This window comes from Nostoc cf. commune SO-36 (assembly GCF_023734775.1).
GTDB classification, from domain to species: Bacteria; Cyanobacteriota; Cyanobacteriia; order Cyanobacteriales; family Nostocaceae; genus Nostoc; species Nostoc commune_A.
The window spans coordinates 3,460,996-3,481,904 of the sequence record NZ_AP025732.1 but is presented as its reverse complement, the minus strand read 5'-3'; the positions used below and the strand labels follow the sequence as shown (position 1 = coordinate 3,481,904).

At 40.8% G+C, this 20,909-nt stretch carries 15 protein-coding genes and 1 pseudogene; all 16 read right to left on the bottom strand.

Annotated elements, in window-relative coordinates; genetic code table 11:
• Positions 1-100 precede the first annotated feature (100 nt).
• Positions 101-742 (bottom strand): transcription antitermination factor NusB, encoded by a 642-nt coding sequence (gene nusB / locus ANSO36C_RS15670; protein WP_251955295.1) that lies wholly within the window; start codon positions 740-742, stop codon positions 101-103.
• A gap of 135 nt (positions 743-877) precedes the next feature.
• Positions 878-1,636, bottom strand: coding sequence for a DUF502 domain-containing protein (locus ANSO36C_RS15665; RefSeq protein ID WP_251960346.1), 759 nt, complete (start codon positions 1,634-1,636; stop codon positions 878-880).
• A gap of 437 nt (positions 1,637-2,073) precedes the next feature.
• The gene (locus ANSO36C_RS15660) at positions 2,074-2,982 is read right to left on the bottom strand and encodes a glycosyltransferase family 2 protein (RefSeq protein ID WP_251955294.1); all 909 of its coding nucleotides are present in this window, start codon (positions 2,980-2,982) and stop codon (positions 2,074-2,076) included.
• A 108-nt stretch (positions 2,983-3,090) separates the two neighbouring features.
• On the bottom strand, positions 3,091-3,933 hold the full coding sequence (hpsJ-B, locus tag ANSO36C_RS15655) for a hormogonium polysaccharide biosynthesis protein HpsJ (protein WP_251955293.1): 843 nt from the start codon (positions 3,931-3,933) through the stop codon (positions 3,091-3,093).
• Between the two features lie 581 nt (positions 3,934-4,514).
• Positions 4,515-5,156 (bottom strand): TIGR04282 family arsenosugar biosynthesis glycosyltransferase, encoded by a 642-nt coding sequence (locus tag ANSO36C_RS15650; protein ID WP_251955292.1) that lies wholly within the window; start codon positions 5,154-5,156, stop codon positions 4,515-4,517.
• Between the two features lie 32 nt (positions 5,157-5,188).
• Entirely contained in the window at positions 5,189-5,755 is a 567-nt protein-coding gene (locus ANSO36C_RS15645; RefSeq protein WP_251955291.1) for a type II secretion system protein, read from the bottom strand.
• Positions 5,721-6,749 carry a glycosyltransferase gene (locus ANSO36C_RS15640; protein WP_251955290.1) on the bottom strand — a complete coding sequence of 343 codons (1,029 nt, stop codon included), beginning with the start codon at positions 6,747-6,749 and terminating at the stop codon, positions 5,721-5,723. Before ANSO36C_RS15640 ends, ANSO36C_RS15645 begins: the two co-directional genes overlap by 35 nt.
• A gap of 133 nt (positions 6,750-6,882) precedes the next feature.
• Entirely contained in the window at positions 6,883-7,950 is a 1,068-nt protein-coding gene (gene hpsE, locus ANSO36C_RS15635; protein WP_251955289.1) for a hormogonium polysaccharide biosynthesis glycosyltransferase HpsE, read from the bottom strand.
• Between the two features lie 14 nt (positions 7,951-7,964).
• Positions 7,965-8,940, bottom strand: a pseudogene (gene hpsE / locus ANSO36C_RS15630) (hormogonium polysaccharide biosynthesis glycosyltransferase HpsE).
• 192 nt (positions 8,941-9,132) lie between these two features.
• Positions 9,133-9,849, bottom strand: a complete 717-nt coding sequence (locus ANSO36C_RS15625; RefSeq protein ID WP_251955288.1) for a pilus assembly FimT family protein — start codon at positions 9,847-9,849, stop codon at positions 9,133-9,135.
• A gap of 28 nt (positions 9,850-9,877) precedes the next feature.
• Positions 9,878-10,864, bottom strand: coding sequence for a hormogonium polysaccharide secretion pseudopilin HpsC (gene hpsC / locus ANSO36C_RS15620; protein ID WP_251955287.1), 987 nt, complete (start codon positions 10,862-10,864; stop codon positions 9,878-9,880).
• Positions 10,865-10,907: 43 nt separating this feature from the next.
• Positions 10,908-11,675, bottom strand: coding sequence for a hormogonium polysaccharide secretion pseudopilin HpsB (gene hpsB, locus ANSO36C_RS15615; RefSeq protein ID WP_251955286.1), 768 nt, complete (start codon positions 11,673-11,675; stop codon positions 10,908-10,910).
• 26 nt (positions 11,676-11,701) lie between these two features.
• The gene (locus ANSO36C_RS33895) at positions 11,702-11,836 is read right to left on the bottom strand and encodes a hypothetical protein (RefSeq protein ID WP_267145319.1); all 135 of its coding nucleotides are present in this window, start codon (positions 11,834-11,836) and stop codon (positions 11,702-11,704) included.
• Between the two features lie 24 nt (positions 11,837-11,860).
• Positions 11,861-13,276, bottom strand: coding sequence for a hypothetical protein (locus ANSO36C_RS15610; protein ID WP_251955285.1), 1,416 nt, complete (start codon positions 13,274-13,276; stop codon positions 11,861-11,863).
• Positions 13,257-16,706: a hormogonium polysaccharide biosynthesis protein HpsA gene (gene hpsA, locus ANSO36C_RS15605; protein ID WP_251955284.1), complete on the bottom strand. Its 3,450-nt coding sequence runs from the start codon at positions 16,704-16,706 to the stop codon at positions 13,257-13,259. The genes ANSO36C_RS15610 and hpsA overlap by 20 nt, the downstream gene beginning before the upstream one ends.
• Positions 16,707-17,796: 1,090 nt before the next feature.
• Complete coding sequence (gene clpB, locus ANSO36C_RS15600) at positions 17,797-20,439, bottom strand: ATP-dependent chaperone ClpB (protein WP_251955283.1); 2,643 nt, start codon at positions 20,437-20,439, stop codon at positions 17,797-17,799.
• Positions 20,440-20,909 lie beyond the last annotated feature (470 nt).

Here is a 20,909-nt window from a genome sequence, read left to right as displayed (position 1 = left end):
TCCCTCCAAAAATTCTGCCCTCAGAGGAAGCCCCAGAAGCGGCTACAGAATTGTCTCCACAGCAGTATAGTAATTACGAATTACAAATTACACAGCAGTACTATGCAGTTTTTTTCTGCTCCGTGACTCGGCGTAAAACACCGTTAATAAATCTATGACCATCGTCTCCACTGTAGCGTTTAGCTAGTTCTACAGCTTCGTTGATGGCAATACTGTCTGGAACTCCTAAGAACTTCATTTCTGCCACAGCGATTTGCAGGATATCGCGGTCAATTTGGGCGAGGCGAGTTACTTGCCAATCTACTAAGGCAGTAGAAAGGAGTTCATCTATAATATGTCGATTTTCGTTGACGGTAATTACAAGCTCTTTAGCATAATTCCGAACTCCCTTGTCCTGGTTAGCTAACTGGATCAATACAGGGAAATCAACTGCCGTACCCAACTGATTGATTGCTGTCTGGGTGCAGGCGATCGCTTCTTGAAGCATTGTTCTGGCAGTATTCAGGTCAGAGGCACGAGTTTGGCTACTTAAGAGGCGATCGTTACTGCGTTGCAGTTCACCTGCGGCATTATCGAGGGTATCTTGCACTTCTGAGGTCAGAGTGCGTACAGCTCCTAGCACCAACTTGGATACTAGTTGATCGTCTTCCAATTTATCTAATTTTTTTGGGTTGACTGGCAATTGGCTCAGGCTTAAAAGCGCCAATTCACGAGCAATTTGCTGGGGTTTGCGGGGTTGCATAAAAATGAGGGGTGATTGGGCGAGAACTGATTATTTTTGCGGGACAAACTTATAATTATATCAATTTTGGCAAAGTAAAACAATATTATTACGTATAGGCTTGGGACTTTGCCAGATTGATTCCAGATGCCTTTTTCACGTTTCTTCAACAGGAATAACCTGCTTGATTTCGTCGTGTTTCACTTCCAGCGTGGATTCGGGGAAAACCAAGGGCGTATTAGGGGCGACAATGCCACCTGATACAACTATTTTAAAAGCGTCTTCAATGGATATAGAGAGGTTTACCACCTCGTCTTCAGGAACGACTGCGTACCATCCTGTAGTTGGATTCGGGGTGGTAGGGATAAAAACACTTAGCACAGGGCGAGACATTTGGGCTTGGATATCACTGCTGATTGCACCAGTGACAAAGGCGATCGCCCAAATTCCTCGGCGAGGATACTCTACCAAAATTACACGGCGAAACTTACCATTAGAATCTTTTAATATTGTTTCTAAAAGCTGTTTAAGAGTTTTGTATACCTGCCCCGCTAAAGGAATTGCCTGTAATAAGCGCTCACCAAAATCTAACAACCAACGTCCAGCAATATTTCGAGCCATCAAGCCCATTAGTAAAATACTTAGTAGTGGTACAGCCAATCCCACTAATAAATTCAGCAAATTTACTAAAATTGGGTTTAACCCATCGAAGGGATTTAGTTGTTTAGGAATTTGGGTGAGGAAGTTGATTACCCAAGTAGCAATGGTAATTGTCAGCCAGATCGTGGTTGCTAAGGGAATTATTACCAACAAACCAGCAATCAGGTCGTTTTTTAAGTCCTGTTTTAGGCGATCGATTACCAAGCCCCGATTCTCCTGTTTTAAGCTAGAGGAACTTTTGTTATTGGTATCCATACCAGCAGATGCGTCAAATTCCGAAGACTTTAACTTTAGGCATTTTCTGCCAGCAAGTAACTGTCCAAAACGCCAGCAGATCGACTGCTGCAAAAAGACGTACTTATTGCTGGAAATCAGCTATTTTCCTACAAGCATACACATAGACATTAACCAATCCGATAGCGGTTGGTTATTCTTAGAGGATGTTACTTTTCTTTGTAAGACTTGTAAATGATTGTTGCAAGTCCTTAAGTATTACTAATCTATCGCGCTCAATCAAAAGCTGCTCATGATTGTGAAAGTACCACCGGGTAAACTAAGAAATTATTTTATCTGGTCAGTCACTCACATTTGAGCAGAAGCGGCTTTGATGAAAATATTCTGTGAAAAATATTAATTCAAGTTCTGACGGTGAATGTAGAATCCCCACCTTCAACGAAGTAAGGTGGGGAGTGTCAAGCCACATCAACCTGTGTAGTTTCAGAATTGGCGCAGTGCAACTGTTGTGTACTCTCTTTTGCCAAAATTGCCATTGCTTCCAAATTAGATTTTGGTTGATATTTCATTTCCCAGACTTTGAGCAAAATCAGGTATTCGTAGAATGCCTGCAATGTACACCAAGCAAATCCGGCGCGCCCATCTAAACATCCGCCTAAGATAAAATACATATATACAAATCGTAGCAACGGTCTGCCGGGTAAACGCAAAGATAAATCTTTGAGGGCACGCCGTCTTTCGACTTCCGATTTGCCAAAGAATAAATCTCGCCAGTTGACCTTTCCTTGTTCCAACTGATGCAAAGTTTCTTGGGCTTCATCCGTGGAATAGCGGTTATGCTTTTCAATCCAGCGACTCAAACCTTTGCTAGAAGTGTAGTGGGGGTATGTTTCTTTTAAAAAGCTAGTTGCACCGTCACAAACTTCCCGCTCAGTATGACCATAGTCTGTAAACCAGACTTTACCGTGGCAAAAGAGGCGCATTTGGTAACGAGGATACTGTGTGCTGTAGCGAATCCAACTATTCATGAACATGACACGTTCAGCTACGTAGTAACCAATGTAGTCTGAATTCTGACTTGCCTTTTGGCATTCTGCGAATAGTTCTGGAGTCATGCGCTCGTCAGCTTCGAGGATGTAAACCCATTCGTGCTTCGGGGGAATAGACTCTAACATCCAGGTGCGTTGGCGACCGTGGCTTTCAAAAGCGTGTTGAACGACGCGGATGGGATAGCGATTAGCGATTTCCACAGTGCGATCGCTACTACATGAATCTACAACAATGATGTCATCTGATAGCATTGCCGATTCTATACAAGCAGCAATATCTAGCTCTTCGTTATATGTCAGTATGTAAATTGAGAACATTACGCAAGTTTTATAGAGATTTTACTGAGTGATAATTGCCTTTTTATTGTTATTAGCTATTGCGTACATGGCAGTACAGGATACGTCGTACTGCCATGCCAATGTGGATTAGCGTGCAGCAGCTCTAGGTTTACCACCTTGTACAGCACCCCTACCTCTTAAGCCTGTCCAGCCGATGATAATGTAACCAATGGACAACAGCAAACTGCTAATTCCGATTCGCAGTCCAGACTTCCAAGCAGTATCTTTAGCTTGTTGCAGCGCCTCGTCTCTGCGCTGGCGAACTTGGCTCAGTTGTTGAGTTTGCAGCGTCTGAATATCTGTTTGTTGTTCGATAGCTTTGTCAAGTGCTTGAGGATTTGTTTTCGCCTTCTTCAGTAACTCTTTAATGTTTGCGGGAATTTGAGCGCTTTCAAGTGCTTGCTTATATCTTTGATCATCTTTGAGGATTTCACTAAACTGAGTTTTGGTTTGGTTTCGCAGCTGCTCTAGCTGGGCTTTTCCTTGCTCGGTGTTCAGTTGTGCTTGCAATTGCGATAACCGAGTGTTCAGTTGATTTTCTGCCTGATCTGCTTCTTGGGTGATTCGGTTGAGTGTTTGAGTCTTAGCTTGATTGACGTTATTTAAGTGCAAGGGGAAAATCAGCAAAAACATCAACCCTAAAATACTTGAGATGATCAAGGCGGGAAATCTTAAATCTATACCTTGGGAGCGATCGCTTTCTGCATCAGCATTCTCAGTCCAATAGGCAGCAAATAGAAGCCCTAAACCTACTAAAGGAACAATTCCCCGATCAACTAGCGCCGTTGCCAAGTTGATTTGCCATACCCGATCAGTAGGTTGAAAGGGTAACAATAGAATCAAAAAGTCAACGAAAAAGGACAAAATGCAGATTATTCCAACTACCTTCAGTGTGAGAGCAGTAGTCACGGAAGTAAAACGGTTAACCATAGTTTTTCAAACTGGCGGTGAATACGAGTGATTTTCATATTTCAAGGTACTTAAATATTGTGCCTATGACCGTGACTATTGTGTAGAAACACAAAGCAGATTCAATATTGGTAAAGGCTATCTGCCTCTTGGTTTTCAACTAGACCACAGTAACATTTGTTATGTCCAGTGTCTTCAGGAAATTCGTGGTGGTTTAATATACGAACATGATGCGGGGCTGGAAGAAAAGACTCATTAATTACTCGATTTTCCTTATTACAGTTCTCAATCGCTTGTAATATAAGCATTTTGTAGGGGCGTACATCTGTGCATTGGTGTCAACTTAACTGAAAGCCTGTCTAGAAAAGGCTTTTACATATTGTCTCGTGTCTCGTTCCCAGTCTCCGACTGGGAATGCCATCTTAGAGGCTCCGCCTCCTTTGCTGGCGGCAGAGCCACCAAAGCATCATTTCCAGCCTAGAGGCTGGAAACGAGATTTGAAAAAGGCTTTTAGCTTAAGTTGACACCTATGACATCTGTGGGCCCCTAGTGCGTCTTGCATAAATACAAAAATTGCTATACCTTTTTCATCTTCCTTATTTTTACATCTTCCCTGCAAGGGCTTGTTCCCAAATCGATAGATCCTCAGGTCGGTCAACATCAGCTAAAGGCGACAAGCTTACGTGTGATAAATTAATTTTTTGGGCAATATCTACGGTTTTCTGGAATACTTGAGCAGTTCCCCACTCGATGTTAACGAATAACTCCGGGATGGGTTGGCGCAAACCAATTAAGTAATATCCACCATCGATCGCAGGGCCAAGTACAAGGTCAAAAGTGTATAAATTCTCAAAAGCTGTTGTTAAAATTTGGGCATTCACTCCAGGACAATCTGTGCCGATGATAATAACTTGTTCTGCACCAGATTGAAAAGCCTCGAAAAGCGATCGCGCCATCCGCGAACCCAGATCCCCTTCACCTTGAGACTGGTAAACTAAATCTAACCCCAGCCAGTCTTGCATAAGTTGCGAATCGCCACCTGCAAACCGCACTTCTACAGATATAGCTGCTGCTTTTTGCAATTCTTGAACCTGAAATATTGTATATTCAGTCATTTCCCGTTGAAGATTGGCAGCACCAACAGTTCCTAAAGCAGGTATCAATCGGGTTTTTGTCTTACCTGGTTCTGGATAGCGAGTAAAAATAATCAGGTGTCGTTTTGAGTTTGCTGGTAAGTTCAGCACGCAATACCTTTTTTGAATAAACTAAAAATATTTTAATAGCAATAATCACCTTCATTATTAGCTCTAGGTCGCTCTTTTGCCGTTCGCATTGCTCCTAAAATTGTAGAGATGTAGACGCAACGCTTAACTTTACCACCATACTTACTAGAAATAGTTATGCTTCGTGGTAGCGAAACAATATTACCTTTGTAATTAAATTTAATTTGCCTAACACCATTGGAAATTTGTAATGTTGTTTCTACATCTAAGCGTACATTGGCATCCAAGTTATTCCAGTTAGCGCTAGATGGGTTTACTGTAACAGGATGAACTGCCCATTGAAGAATACCGTTTTGTTCACGAAAGCTGGCTTGCCAAGTCAATTTTTCTTTGGTAGCTTGCCTTTGAGCTTGGCGTATCGCATAATAAATCTCGTTCTGGGCAGTGTTGAGACGGCGAGTATCTACAAAAGCCACCCAGTTTGGTATTGCCAATGTAGCTAATATACCAACTAATACAACAATTACTAACATCTCTGGTAAAGTAAAACCACTGTTAGAGTGCTTATTGCAGAGATTTTTTGCATTAACTAGAGATTGTAAATGCGCCTGGATACCCATTTTTGCTTTCTGTGCGATTTTCAGTTCCCCAGATGTTGAGCAATCCTTCCGTTTCTTGGCTTATTACTTCGCTTCGATTAATAATACTGTAAAGCAAGGTGGGCGAGAGAAAAATTATGACACTTTTCAATAACAATTTTAAAGTGAAATTTATGTTCTTAAGTCTTGAAGGGTCGTTAAGAAAATACTTCCACAGAAATATAGCCGATGCCAAACCTTTTGGTCGATTAAACGGCGTTTGTAGAGCTTTACAAGTCAAGTATTTGTATAAATTTGCTAGGCTTATATTCCAACTATCTTTAACTGTTGAAGGTCTTTCCTTGTAGGCTGTCTCAAGCACACGCAAGCAGGCTTTTTCTTGTCTGACAAGATTGCAAGAAACTGAATTAGCACTTATGCGATATAAGATTTGTACAGATGGTACACATATAAAATCAAACTTAGAAGCTAATCGCAGCCACATATCCCAATCCTGAGCAGCAGTTAGAGATTCATCAAAGCCACCTAATGTAATTAAAGCTTCTCTACAAATTAAGGGATTGGAGCCATTCTCTAGAAAGTTACTTAGCAATAAAGTTTCATAAATATTTGCATTTAAATTAATGCGCTTACCTGTAAATACAAATTTACCATTCGCATCAATATAATCAGTCCAACTGTAAGCAACTTTTGCAGTCGAATTTTCTTGGAGAGCTTTTAATTGAAATTCAAGTTTATTCGGTGTCCAAAGATCATCTGCATCTAAGAAACTAACAAATTCTCCGACTGCATGGTTTAGCCCTCGGTTACGACTAACATTGCCGCCAGCGTTGGCATAAGAGAATACTTTTATTCGAGGGTCTTTAATTTGTGTGATGATATCTAACGTTGAATCTTGCGAACCATCATTTATTATAATTAATTCAAAGTTAGCAAAAGTTTGATTTAAAACAGATTGAATTGTTTCTTTAATGGTTTTTTCGCTATTGTAAGCTGGGATAATTACAGAAATCATTGTTACATCCAAAATTTATTTAATCATCTTGTTGTAAGGAGCATCAACTTTTGCTAGATTGCCCTGCGCTAAGACGCACGCTACGCAAACAGACTAGAAGTCTGGGGCTATACGAAGTCCACCTGCGCGGACTCTATAAAACCCGCGCAGGCGGGTTTATTCTGTATAGCCGCGATTTCCAATCGTCCGGTGTTTTTTCTAAAAGCGGATGCTCCCTTGTTGTATTTCCTAAAATTCTGTCTAACTTCCATTTAAGAGAATAAAAAGGACTTATCATACTAGCCAAATAAAAATTAATTTCAAAAAGTACAATTAAATTAGTATCTAATTGACCTCTATACTTCATAAGATGTTGTAATATTCGGTGTAAATTTCCCAAGATAGTTTTGACTAAAACTATTGGTTTTTGCCAGTTTTTAGCATTGATCAAACGTAGTTGGAAAATACACAGACCACATCCACGCGCTAGCACTAGTAAATAGTCTTTTTCTAACCGCCAATATGGAATTTGATGATTGATATGCATCGCTGGATTATACCAGATTTCCCAACCTGCTTTGTGCAAATATAAGAGAGCTTCTGTATCATCCCCACCAACCATCAATTTACTTAGTCTACCCTTAAAAACTAATTCTTCAGGAACGCTTTCACACCAAGCTTGCTTACGAACAACCAATGCAGCACCTGGAGGAAGTCTTAAATTATCTGCATCAAATAAATATGGTTTTAGTCCGTGTTCCCTAATCGCTAAAAAGGCTTGAATTCTTGTAAACTCTTCTGGGGGTTTTACTTCAAAATCACCGTGGATTTGACCACTCCAAGCACCAGCTTGAGGATGTTCTTTGCCAAAAGTATAAGCTTGAAAAACCCAATCAGATGATGGTAGATTATCATCATCTATGAATGCAATAAATTCTCCTCTAGCTTCATTGATAGCTCGCATTCTGGCAAAGGCTATTCCTTGTTGTTTTTCCTGAAAGTACCTCAATGAGAAGTTGTGATTCCAGTTTCTTTGGTAATCATCAGTTACTTTCTTCGTCTCATCTTTACTATTGTTGTCAATAATAATAATTTCCCAATTTATATTTTCTATTTTTACCTGATTTAGGAGCAAATCTAAAACTTTGGGTAAACGTTTTCCTCCATTATATGTAGGAATAGCTATAGTAAAATCTATTTTTTCAAGCCCATATTTTTCCATATATTATATAAATCTTATTTTTTAATTATTTTTTTAGTTAAATACCCATTATTCCAAAGATAAAAAGGACTAATTAGACTGCTTAAAAACAGTTGCATTTCACAAGCAGCTACTAAATCAGTTTTCAACAGAGTTCTATATTTGAGGAAGTGCAAAATAATTTTACGCAGGTCATTTATCATATAGACTAAAAGAGCAATTGGTCTATATATGTGTTCAACATTAATCATTCTAGTTACATAACGGCTAAGTCCAATACCTTTAAAAAAGGGAATCAAATAATCTTTTTGTAAACGGAACTCTGGAATTTTGTGAAAAACTTCCATTTCTGGGTTATACCAAATTTCCCATCCTGATTTTTGGATATAAGACAACATTTCTAAGTCTTCACTAGTAAGCATATTGCCTTTAGCTCTACCAGTTAAAATAGGATTATCTGGTACATTTTCTAACCAGGCTTGCCTACGAACAACAAGTCCGGCTGAGGGAGGGAGTAATTTTTTTGCTGCTTCATATAATAGTGGCAAATTACCACGCTCTGTAATTGCCAAGAATGGAGCGATTCGCTGAAAGTTTTCTGGTGGTTCTACTTCCCAGTCAGGATGAATTTGGCTGCCATAAGCTCCCGCCTTGGGGTATTTTTCACCAAAAGCATAAGCTGCTGATACCCAATTTGATACTGGGTAGTTGTCATCATCTAGAAAACCTATTAATTCTACCTTTAGCTTCTGCAACTGCTGTTTTTCGGGCATAAGCTGCGCCTTGTTGTGCTTCAAAGCAATACTTTAAAGGGTAAGGACATCGCCAATTATTTTGATAAGTTTGAACAACTTTAGCTGTTTTATCAGTGCTGTTGTTGTCTATAACTATAATTTCCCAAGATAAGTTTTCTGTGTTTACTTGGTTTTGTAGTCGTTCTAGTAGTTCAGGTAAACGACTTTCACCGTTATAAGTTGGGATAGCTACAGTAATATCAAGGTTTTCATTCATTTAACAAACGCTGCATTTTGATATTTTGATTAGGAAGTTTTTTATATGTTCAGCCAATGGTCTAATTTATTACTGGCTCTTAGATATATCAAAGATTAAAACTGCACCCGATATTTCAATTTTGCTATCAATGTGCAGTTTTATGTACAGTATTATTGCGTATCTTTGAATGAAGATTACTGCATAAACTACTTAATCGCATTTATCGTCTTTTGCTGTGAGCATTGAGCCTAAGAGAGTTTTTACAATGACACATCGTTTTACGCTACTGGGCAATGTGGAATTTGCCGAGCTTGGTAATGCTACCACTATTTTTAATCCAGGTGTCTCTGTCGAAGGGGGTATAGCTGTTCCAAAATTTGCAGTTGGTAAAGCCCCCATATAGTCGAAGGTAATTTTTGCTGGCGTACTTGGGGTAAGATAAGATGCAGGAGAATTAGTTGTAGAATTAGCAGTGTTTTCACCACTAAGATTTGTACCTAGCAGCAATTTATTAGAATTAAGCCCTACATCCGCCCCTAAATTTTTCCATATAGGGGTTCCAATATCGGTTCGATAAATAGCAACCTCTACATTTTGGGTTGTGGTATTTTTCTGAAAACTGACACTGTAGCTAAGTTTTTTGTTTTTAGCTTGGCGCTGTGCATCTTGTAGTGCGCCTAAAACAGCGTCGTTAGCCTTATTTATCTGCTGTCGATTTACAAAGGCAATCCAACTAGGAGCTGCGATCGCTGATAAAATTCCTACCATGAGTATTACTACTATTAATTCTATCAGGCTAAAACCAGCATCTTTGTAGAAGTATGCAGATGTGTTGCGAAGTTTGTTTGCCAGAGATGCCTGCTTTGGTGTTTCTGTTAAAAATTGTTTAGGAATTTTATTTAAACTCAATAAAGCTGCGCCATGCATACAATACCTTTGATTTATTAGCAAGAGGTTATTTAGTAAATAAAAATCCGCGTCCTTGCACTCGAATGCTCGAACTTGGAAAATAACTTTTTAAGTTATCAGTGGAAGTTAAGTTATTATCTTGCAGACGAGCAAGTGCATTGCCTCTGATGTACACCTGTGCTAAAACTTCAGTGGCATCGACACAAGCAAAAAATCCACTTGTTTGGCTGCCTACAAGTTTTGGAGTAGAGCAAGGTGCAGTGCTAGCGCTAGGTGGTGCAGTGGTGCTAACGTAATCAATCAAAGTTACAACTGGACTATCAGTAGAGTAATTAGCTGATGGAGTGTCCTTCTGCCATTGATTCATCTTTTCTTTGAGCGAAGCACCGCTCTTATTTAGTGGTAGCGTATTAAATCCACTATCACTTCTACTTCCTGTTGTATTTGCATTAGCCGCATTCACCGGGCCTTCAAGTTCAAACCTACCAATTCGTGCCTCTTTAGACCATGTAGAGTTTGCACTATCTGTATTGGTGATTAAGTAATACGCTACCAATGAATAAGCAAAGCCATCATCTGTATCTGTGGCACTAGTCTGACTGCTGGCAGCAATACCAACACTATCAGCTATAAGCTGACGTTTCCAAAAAACAAGTATTGGTTTACAAATACTACTATCACTACAGCTAGAAGCAGACTTGAGTGGTGGTATTTGGTCTTTAATGCCTGAACTAGTAATAGTAGTATTTGTGTTTCTGGTAACACCATCAGCATCGTAGATGTAAACTGCTTGTTGTAGGTCACGAGCGATATAATCTAATGCTGCTTGGATTTCTTGCTCAGAAGTTGCCTTGGCTTGTTCTTTGCGATCGCCATCTAGAATATTAATCATAAAAGCCATTAAAGGCGTTATGATTAATACTGCCATTACCATAGCTACTAGCAGTTCAATCAGGGTAAAGCCGTTAATTGTCTTATTTATTCCAGAGCGTTTTAATTGAGTACTCAGGATAAATTTCAGTGAATTTATCATCCTGCGGTTTCCCTTTTATTGAGAAATATTTAACAATCAATATTTAATTACTGCAACCAATATCATTTGGATTATTAGTTGGATCTGATCCTTTAATACGGGCGCAAAGGTCACTATATTTAGGTTCAGTGTCGTTGATATCTGTTGTCATTTCTACCAAAGGTGCTTTGCGCTGACCGACACCTCCGGTAAAAGTAGCTTGTGTCACTTTTTCGTTATTAGTACCTGAAGCATTGTTTCTAGAAAGAGTAGTGTTTTCTTTGAAAGCATCAGCTCTATAAACCCGCACTCCTAAAGCATATCCTGCGGTGGAAGTGTTGTTATTTGGACGAAAACCCTGTACAACCATATCTGTGACACTGGTAATTTCACAGGTACTATTGCCATCAAAATCTATGCAGTATAAGGATGTGCCTATTAGAGGTGTTGGAACTGAGCAGTTAGATGCTACCGGGCTTGTGGGGGTAGTATTACATGTGAGTGTTCCCGTAGCTGTAGGGGCGCTAGTTCCTGTTAGGGTGGTAGCGGTGGTTGGCCCAGATGGGGCCAAAATTTTCTTAGTCTTCACCCCATCAATGTATGTTCTGGCAGCTTGAGTAGCTAATTCTATCCGTTTGGATTGTACACGGGTTGCCACTGAGAGGGAAAGAACTGGTGCGATCGCTAACAGGAAAATGCTAACTACAAGTATCGCTACCAAAGATTCAACAATTGTGAAACCCCCTTCGCTGTTTCGTAGATAAGACAGATGTATCTTGCCCACTTTTGCTGTCTGTAATGTTTGTTTCTTAACTTGTTTCCTTATCGACATCGCAATTTACCCAATATTTACAGCATTTATGACGGTGGCAAGTCAGATGGTATTGATGCAGATGGACAGCCCTGGCGATATTCATTAGAAACTGCATTTGCATAAGTTACTGTCACTCCTGTTTGTAGCGATACCTGTCTGGTTACTAGCTTCACCAGCACAAGAGCAATGTTTTCACCCAGGTATCATCTCGACCCAACTTCTCTAAAGTACTCATTCGGGCGACCTGCTGGAGGTAAGGTAAACCTTTGGGCAAACAAGTCTGGTTGCTCTGACAAAAGACCAACATCAAACCCCCAACTTCTATTTGTTGGTGCGTTGTAGAAAGGTAATAGACCTGAGCCGTTAGGGCTTGGATAAGTGTCTAGTGCATAGTCAAAAAGGCTGAGATTAGCGGTAGTGTCATTGACAGTAGTGCTTGCATTGGTTGATGATTTTGCAGCAAAAATAGGTGAAATTGGGCCTGTAGCGAAGCTACTTCGCTTCAATTGAATAAAGCTGCCACTAATTTTGGCTGTTCTATTATTCCAATTTTCTGAAAATCTTACAAAGTTTTGGAAACCTGCTGAGGTTTCATCTGATCTACTAGGGCTATTTCCTAATACAAACGTTGCATTATATATAGTGTCAGCATTGGGTTGTTGTATCCATCTATCTCTAAACTCGGTTTGTGTTGATCCGTCACCCCTGATGCTAGAGGTATTGTTTGCGTCATGAATCTGCAAAACTGGGACTAAGAGCGGCTGACCATTTAAATCAGGAATACCATCAGCGTTAGCATCAATGGGAGAGTAATAGAATAGGGACTCACTATTCCCGTAACTTGCATTATTAGATGGATTGCTAGTAGAAGTTGTTGTTCTAAACCAGAGAGCGCTGCTTCCCTTTTTGCCGTAGTGAGTGCCTTCCACTAAGCTACTGGTAGCATAAGCGCATCCATTATTGGCATAAGTAGTGCCAGTAGTATCTAAGGGACAATTTACCCCCATAGGCTTATAAATCTCAGGACTGCTGCTGACCTGAACTAGGTTGTTGGCGTTGTCACGCGCAAAGGCAACCCGACGGGGATAACGACGATCTGCGGCAACCAAAGCTTGTTTATCCCCTGTATCGCCAGATCCAAGTCGATCTCTAATACTTTTATCAGTAGATGTAGGAAACTTGGTAGTCCAATCTAATTCGGTAGTAGTGTTGTTATTAGTCAGTATGTTGTCTGCGCCAGCTACATTAGAACCGTAAGCAGCAATTATGGCTTGTCCCAACTGATATGCCTTGATATCTTTCTCTTTATCCAAGCTATCTACAATTGCGTCTCCATTAACATCAAATGCAACTGTGTCATCTAACAATGTAATTGGGTCAGAAAAACGTCCATCCCCGTTCACATCAAATCCGACTACCCAATCACTAGATTGACACTCTGAAACTGTCAGTTTAGGACACATTTCCATGACGTACATGGGGTATGTATCAACTCGTCGCTGAATGGGTGTCACTCCGTTGATTGTGTAAGACCCTAAGCTCGTTTTTGGAAAATTCTTATCTCCGCTGGTTTGCCACCAATCGGTACTGGTAACAAAGTTATTTTCCCCAAAAGCCATTTTTCAGGCGATCTTGTCTTCTTTGATCTAAAGCAGAAGTGTTGAAAGTAGCTAAGGAGGGGGTAGGGGTAATAAAGTTTAAGTTACTGTCAACTTTAATCCCAGTGTTGTTATTAAGGTCATAATCGCCTTCACTACGCACACCATCTTTAAAACCCACAGTTGCCGATGACCCAGATAATAAGGTCATAGAATCAGCAATAATTGTTGCTGGTCTCCAAAAGTCACCCCCAGTAGTAGGACAACCTGTTCTTCCTGGACGACACGCAAACCTATCTTCGCGAGTACTGCGACCATAGAAGTCGGTAGTTGCTGAAACTGTAAATTCCTCAATTTCTGTAGCGCTACTCGTACTTGTGCGGTGTAAATTGAAGTTGCCCTTGATATATACGGGTAAATTTGTTACTAAAATCAAACCTTTTTCTTTGGCATTGTAAGCATTGGTACTAGTTCTTGCTAAAGTTCCCCCATTAATCAGGCGGATGCCGTTTGGCCGGCGAATGGGGTCAAGTTTAAAATCAGTCGGGCTGAGTAACTTTGAGTTAGATGTACTACTTACATTCCCTTCAGTGTATGGCTCACTCGCATCGCGCAAGGCATCATCTCTAGAGGCGTAAATAATGCCGCTATAAGGCAATAAATACTCGTTTGCCGTTATTGCTGTAGTAGCTAGTGAACCTAAATCAATGTCAGTTACCCGAACTTCTGAGGGTTGGCGTTGTTCTAAATCTAAGTCGTATGTGCTTGATGTGCTTGAAGCGCTAATCTGCTTGGTTTCCCTGGCATCGAGAAAAGATGCTTCTCTGATTGCACCATGAGCAGGTTGGTTAGTAGGAGTGGTAACGAAAGCACTTTGATTACTCAAAATTGAAACAGCACAAAGCGCTGTATCAATTGCTGAATAATCAGCTAGCTGCAAGCCAGTACTAGGTACTGTAGTACCAGTCCCAATTTTGTCTAGAGCATCTTTTAAAGGTTTATTAACCCTATTCCCATTGGGGAATTTCAAGTTTGCTTGTAGTTGTAGACGAGTTTTGTGAGTTGTGAAATATGTGGTTCTTCCATTTGCCGGGTAATTGTAAACAACGCCATTGTTTGAGCGACCGTTGGTAGTATCTACACCATATCCACCATTTTGATTAATTTTGTTTTTAGCTGTATCTGCGGTGGAGGGATCGTAGTAGCTGCTTACACAAGCGATCGGTTCTTGGTCAACGCCATAGTCTACTTTGTAGTGATAAACAGCCGTGGCTCGCATTTGGAGATCGCCTTTGCGAACATTTCCAGGCGTTGACATTGGCATTGTGTCAGGCCAGACAATTGTAGTATCAGTTGTCGAAGGAGTATTACTTAAAGAAGGAGCTTTTAAAAATGAACCAAATGCACTATTACCTCGTGGGTAAAACGGGCCAGTGACAGAGTTTATAGCACTATTAGAACCATCTACATAAATACCTGCACCAGTAACAATCCGCACACCACCCACACTATCTAAATCGTTTACAGGATTTACTGTGGCATTTTCTTCCCAAAAACCATTTCGGTCTGATAGGCCCAGGTCTGTAACGGCTTGTATTTGAGTATTACGCCATCTTTGTTGAGCCTCTGAACCAGTTGGTCTAGTCCAATTAACAGCACTAGCGCCACTGCTAATTAACTGGTTAGCTTCTGAGCCAACGTATTCAGTGCCTTTTAGCCATAAAGCAGGTAAGTTGTTACCTACTAAAATGCGATCGCCTAATTTGGTCTGAGTGCCTTCTTTCTTTTGTAAATCTGGATATGTCGCCTCTAGCTGAGAAGTCGTCAAAGTAGTACCTGTTGCACCAGTAAACTGATTACTAGTGTTTACTGGCTCTCTCCAGGTTTGTTGAGGTTCTAAACTGGCAGTAATAGCGGTATATGAAGCTGTTTGATCTCCTCCTGTAGCATCTGATACTTCTGTAAAGGGTACTCGACGGGTACGATTTCGCAGATAAATTTCTATTTCATCTGAGAGGATATTTTTAGCTGTGTCTCCATCATCACTATCCAGTACTTTAGCTGCGACGTTAGTTATCACATCGTTTGGATAACCACTCGCCTTAACAGCAGTTTTGAGGGCACTACCGGTAGTTGTAGCTGCGGCATAACACGTTGTGCATAAAGTGCTGGCGGTAGTCTTCATGGCAGCAATGCGCTTATTGAATGCTGCATCGTTGAATCCAATTTCCGCACCACCAGTTCTGTTTGTAGATTTATTGGTGTTGTTAATATAATCTGTGGTGATGCCGTTGCCATAACCTTGATAAAGGTCAACGTTTACACTTGTACCAGTATTATTTTGAGCAAGACTACCATTTCCGACATTTCCGCCAACATCAATCTGCCCATTTTCTTGATTGTAGAAACAGGATGTTTTGCTACTAACTTGCCGGAAAGTTATATTACCGCCACTGTTAATGACACCTACTAGTAAGTTGGCATTTGTATGAATTCTTCCATTCAGCAACAATGCTGTACTACCTACTATGACTTCTAGATCGTTTTCAAACCAAACAGCATTATTTGAAAGGGGAATGCGAGTGCGGTCTTGCTGAAATTCTAGTGCGACAACGCTTTTGTTACCTTTGTATGGTTCGTATTCTGTTGCACTTAGGCTGCCTAAGTTAGTAATTGGCACGTTAACGCTATAAACAAAGAAGCTTTTACCCAGATTGCCACTATTTAACTTATACCAACTGGAGTTGCCCACTAAGCTAGAAAAACCGCTTGCATTACCGCAATTCTGGTTTGAGCTACCATCCATCGGTGGGGTTCTAGCTTCTAGAGCTTTTCTTTCACGAGTAAACTGCCCTGCACTGTTTCTAGGTGGTGTACGAAAGTAGATTCCATAAAGAGTAAAAGTATCTTTTTTGCCGTTATTATCTGTGTCAACGGCATATTTCCAAGCTGTTTTTAATGTTTCATCGCTCTCTAAAGTGCTACTAGTGTCAATGGTGTTGTCACCGTTAATGTCAAAAGCCAACTTCAGACGGGTTTCATCACCAAGCCTATATTTGTCTTTTTTAATAGCATCATATAAAGCACTATCAGAGGGAGTTCCTCGTGGTAGTGTTGGGTCTTTTAGTAGTGCATCTATTTTTGCTCTAGCACGATCAATCGCTGGGGTAGCGGCGTTAAGCACAGCCTCATTCACTCGGACATTGCTAGCGTTTTTAGAACGTTCAAAAGACCGGAATAAAAGTGCAGTTGTTAACAGAACGACGACCAAAGTCACCATCGCTACTGTTGGTAAAATAAAGCCAGAATTAACCGATCCGCGTCTTCTTTGAGTACCAGAAATAGTCCGCAATAGCCAAATGAGTTGCTTGTTAATTGCAGATAAAAACTGTTTGCGAATTTGTTTGAAGTTTTTTTGAATTGTTTTGATTAGCTGACGTTTTCGAGACATGGTAGCTTCCCTGCCAAGTGATTTTTAGCGAATTTTTATTTTTTCGACATCTTAATATATGCCTATTAAATGTTTTAAGAGGCAAAAAATATGAGGTTATATTTATCTAGCTAGTACATCTGGTTTTACTAAATCCCAAATAGAGTAGCCGCAATAAAAGACAATTTATTTTAAAGTTATATCATTTATGAATCGTTCATTTTATCCGGGAAATACTGATTTTTGGAGAATTATTTAATTCAAGTTTGAGAAATAATCAGAGCCTAAGCTCACAGTAGAATTGCGTAAATGTATTTTAGTTGAGGGAAAATATATAAAGATGTTATTAGCAGAGTAGGCTTATGATACCCATTTGTTAAAGAAAGATATCATCTTGATGCAAAATAATCAGATCCTCAGATAAAATTCCCGACTTCTTAGTGAAGCCGGGAATCATCTTGTTCATATTGCTTTTGTTAGTTACTAATTATTCAGTAGAGAATTGATTCAGTAATCAGAAACCTAAACCCTTAGCTACCTCATTTATACTCCAGTATGGTTTAGTTAATGTTTCAAAAGTCCTGTTGTTGGTAGCAAAAGTTTTTAGATCCCCCCTAACCCCTTAAAAAGGTAGGGTGGTTTTATACGAAAAAAGAAAAATATGGAAGTCTTTATTTTTCGTTTAGAACCATAAATTTTGACCCCTCTCCAAACCTCTCCCCGAAACGGAGAGAGGCTTTGAAACCCAGTTTGAGTTTTTCTCTCGTTGTATGAAACCACCCTGCCCTTAAAAAAGGGGGAACCGGAGTCAAAGTCCCCCTTTTTAAGGGGGATTTAGGGGGATCTAAAAGTGCCTAGAGTCACAGCGAAACACTTTTCAAACAACTTCTAAGGCTTAACTCGTTATTAAATTCCATTTTTTTAACGAACCGCAAAGGGCGCATTCGCGCAGCGTCTCGTTAGAGAAGGAAGAAATGTTTAACTGAACTGTATTGGCGCTAAACTCTTTTAAATTCTCTCTTCGTGTCCTTTTCTACGAGACGCTACGCCAATGCGTGTATAGATACTACACGTAGTCAGCACAGCTTTCTCTCATCGAAGTCAGCAGATACTATGTAGCAATCTGTGGAACTGACACCTTCACTAGCGCTTTTTTGTTAAAAGACAGACCATTTTCATTTTTGTCAATGATAATCGTGTCTCCAGAGATAAAAGTATTTTCCAATAACTTGGTGGCGAGAGGGTTTTCTACTTCTCGTTGAATTGCCCGTTTGAGTGGACGCGCACCGTAAACTGGGTCATAGCCTGATTCGACAAGGTGATCGCAAGCAGATTGGGATATTTCAAAGAAGATTTTTTGCTCGCGGAGGAGGTTTTCTACCCGCTTGAGTTGAATGCGGATGATCTGCCGCATTTCGGTGCGATTGAGAGTATGGAAAAGAATAATATCATCGACGCGGTTGAGAAATTCCGGGCGGAAATGCGATCGCAAACCTTCCATTACCCGTTTCCGCATAGTTTCATATTGGGAATCATCACCAGATACATCCAAAATATGTTCGCTACCAATGTTACTGGTCATAACAATAACGCTGTTGCGAAAATCTACCGTTCTTCCCTGAGAGTCAGTAATTCTCCCATCATCTAAAACCTGCAATAAAATATTGAATACATCGGGGTGCGCCTTTTCCACTTCATCCAACAGCACCACTGAGTAAGGACGGCGGCGAACCGCCTCGGAAAGTTGACCGCCTTCTTCATAGCCTACGTATCCTGGAGGCGCTCCCACTAACCGAGAAACTGAGTGTTTTTCCATATACTCAGACATATCTAAGCGCACCAATGCATCATCAGAATCAAAGAGAAACTGAGCTAAAGCACGGGCAAGTTCGGTTTTACCCACGCCTGTAGGGCCCATGAACAAAAATGAACCAATGGGACGAGAGGGATCTTTCATCCCCGCACGGGCGCGGCGAATTGCGGCGGCTACTGCTTCTACAGCCTCTTCTTGCCCAATGACTCGTTGATGCAAATGACTTTCTAGTTGCAGCAACTTTTGTCGTTCTGATTCCAACAGGCGATTTACGGGAACTCCTGTCCATTTGGCAACTATTTCGGCAATATCGGCTTCAGTGACTTGCTCTCGCAGCAAGGTAGAACCTTGGTTCTGAATTTCTAAAAGACTCGCTTCTTTGGCTTCGCGCTCGTGCTGCACTCCCTCCAATTTGCCATACTTCAGTTGAGCAGCTTTATTTAAATCATAAGCGCGTTCCGCCTGTTCAATTTGCACTCGCAGCGCATCTTCTTCTTTCTTTAAGGCGCTTATCGCCTCCAATATCTGCTTTTCACCTTGCCATTGCTCATTAAATATTTGCTGTTTTTCTGTTAAATCGGCAATTTCTTGCTCAATTCGCTCCAAACGTTCTCTCGTTTGCGGAATACCCTTTTCTTCGCCAGCTAATGACAGCTTTTCCATTTCTAACTGCATGAGGCGGCGATCAATGGTTTCCAATTCGGCTGGTTTGGAGGTAATTTCCATTTTCAACTGTGCTGCTGCTTCATCCACCAAATCAATGGCTTTATCTGGTAAGAAGCGATCGCTAATATAACGTGCTGAGAGGGTTGCTGCTGCTACCAAAGCTGAATCAGAAATTTTAACGTTGTGATGAACTTCATAACGTTCTTTCAATCCCCGCAGAATGGAAATAGTATTTTCCACAGTTGGCTGATCGACAAATACTTGCTGAAAGCGGCGTTCTAGGGCAGCGTCTTTCTCAATATGTTTGCGGAACTCGTCGAGGGTAGTAGCGCCAATACAACGCAGTTCTCCCCGCGCCAGCATTGGTTTGAGCAGATTTCCGGCATCCATTGCCCCTTGTTGGGTGGAACCTGCACCAACTACGGTATGCAATTCGTCAATAAACAATACGATGTCACCGTTAGATTCTGTAACTTCCTTGAGGACTGCTTTCAGGCGTTCTTCAAATTCTCCTCGTAATTTTGCCCCAGCAATCAAACTACCCATATCTAAAGAAATGAGTTTGCGGTTTTTCAGAGATTCGGGAACATCACCGTTTACCATCCGTTGTGCCAAAGCTTCGGCGATCGCAGTTTTACCTACCCCAGGTTCACCAATCAATACGGGGTTATTTTTGCTACGACGAGACAAGACTTGAATTACCCGCCGAATTTCATCATCCCGCCCAATCACCGGGTCGAGTTTTCCAGATTTTGCCTGTTCTGTCAAATCTCTGCCAAATTTTTGTAAGGCTTCATAACGCGATTCTGGCGTTTGATCTGTCACCTTTTGGCTACCGCGAATGATTTTGATAGCAGCTTCTAGTTTAGCTGCATCCGCACCAAAGCCTTTGAGTATCTTTCGGCCAACGCGATCGTCTTCAGCTAAGGCCAAGAGTATGTGTTCCACGGAAATGTAGGAGTCTTTCATCCTGGCTTTAGCTTCCTCGGCTCGGTCTAGTAAAACATCTAAACTCCGGCTAAGGTAGAGTTGATCGCTTTTACCAACTTTCGGCTGACGTTGGGTGAAGGCTTCTAGCTGCTGTTGGAAGCGGATTGGATCGACCTCAGATCGAGCCAGGATACGTATGGCTAGACTAGTGGGTTCTTCTAACAGGGCAATAATTAAATGTTCAACATCTAGTTGCTGTTGTTGATAAGCACGGACTATATCCTGAGATTTAACAATCGCTTCCCAGGCTTTATCAGTAAATTTATTTGGATCTGTAGGTTGCATCTTTAATAATTTTGGAATTTTGATTTTTAGTTTAGGGATTGGGAATTGCGTGTTGGGGATTGGAAATTGGGGACTGGGTATTGGAAAACTCTTCCCTAGCCCCTAATTATCCAAACATTCTCAGCGTCCGCGTGTATCTCCAGAGGCAATTTTGGATTGGTAATTGGCGATAGTTTTATCCATTACCTATTTTCTAATTTAAAACGAAAACACTGTTCTGAACGGACTTTTCCAAACGGTGCTATTAGAAGGATATCTACGACGGGCTATTTGGCGTCGCTGTTAGTGTTCCTCATCAACAGATAGTATGGGCCTAATATTAATAGGATTTACGCAGAGAAGATCCCTTAACCCGCCTAAAAAGGTAAGGTAAAAAGCGAAAAGTCTCGCGCGTTCTAACAGGAGCGCTACATACCTGTGTACGGAAATAATCAATCTTCCCTCATCTGGTTCAGCTTTTCAAGACATCG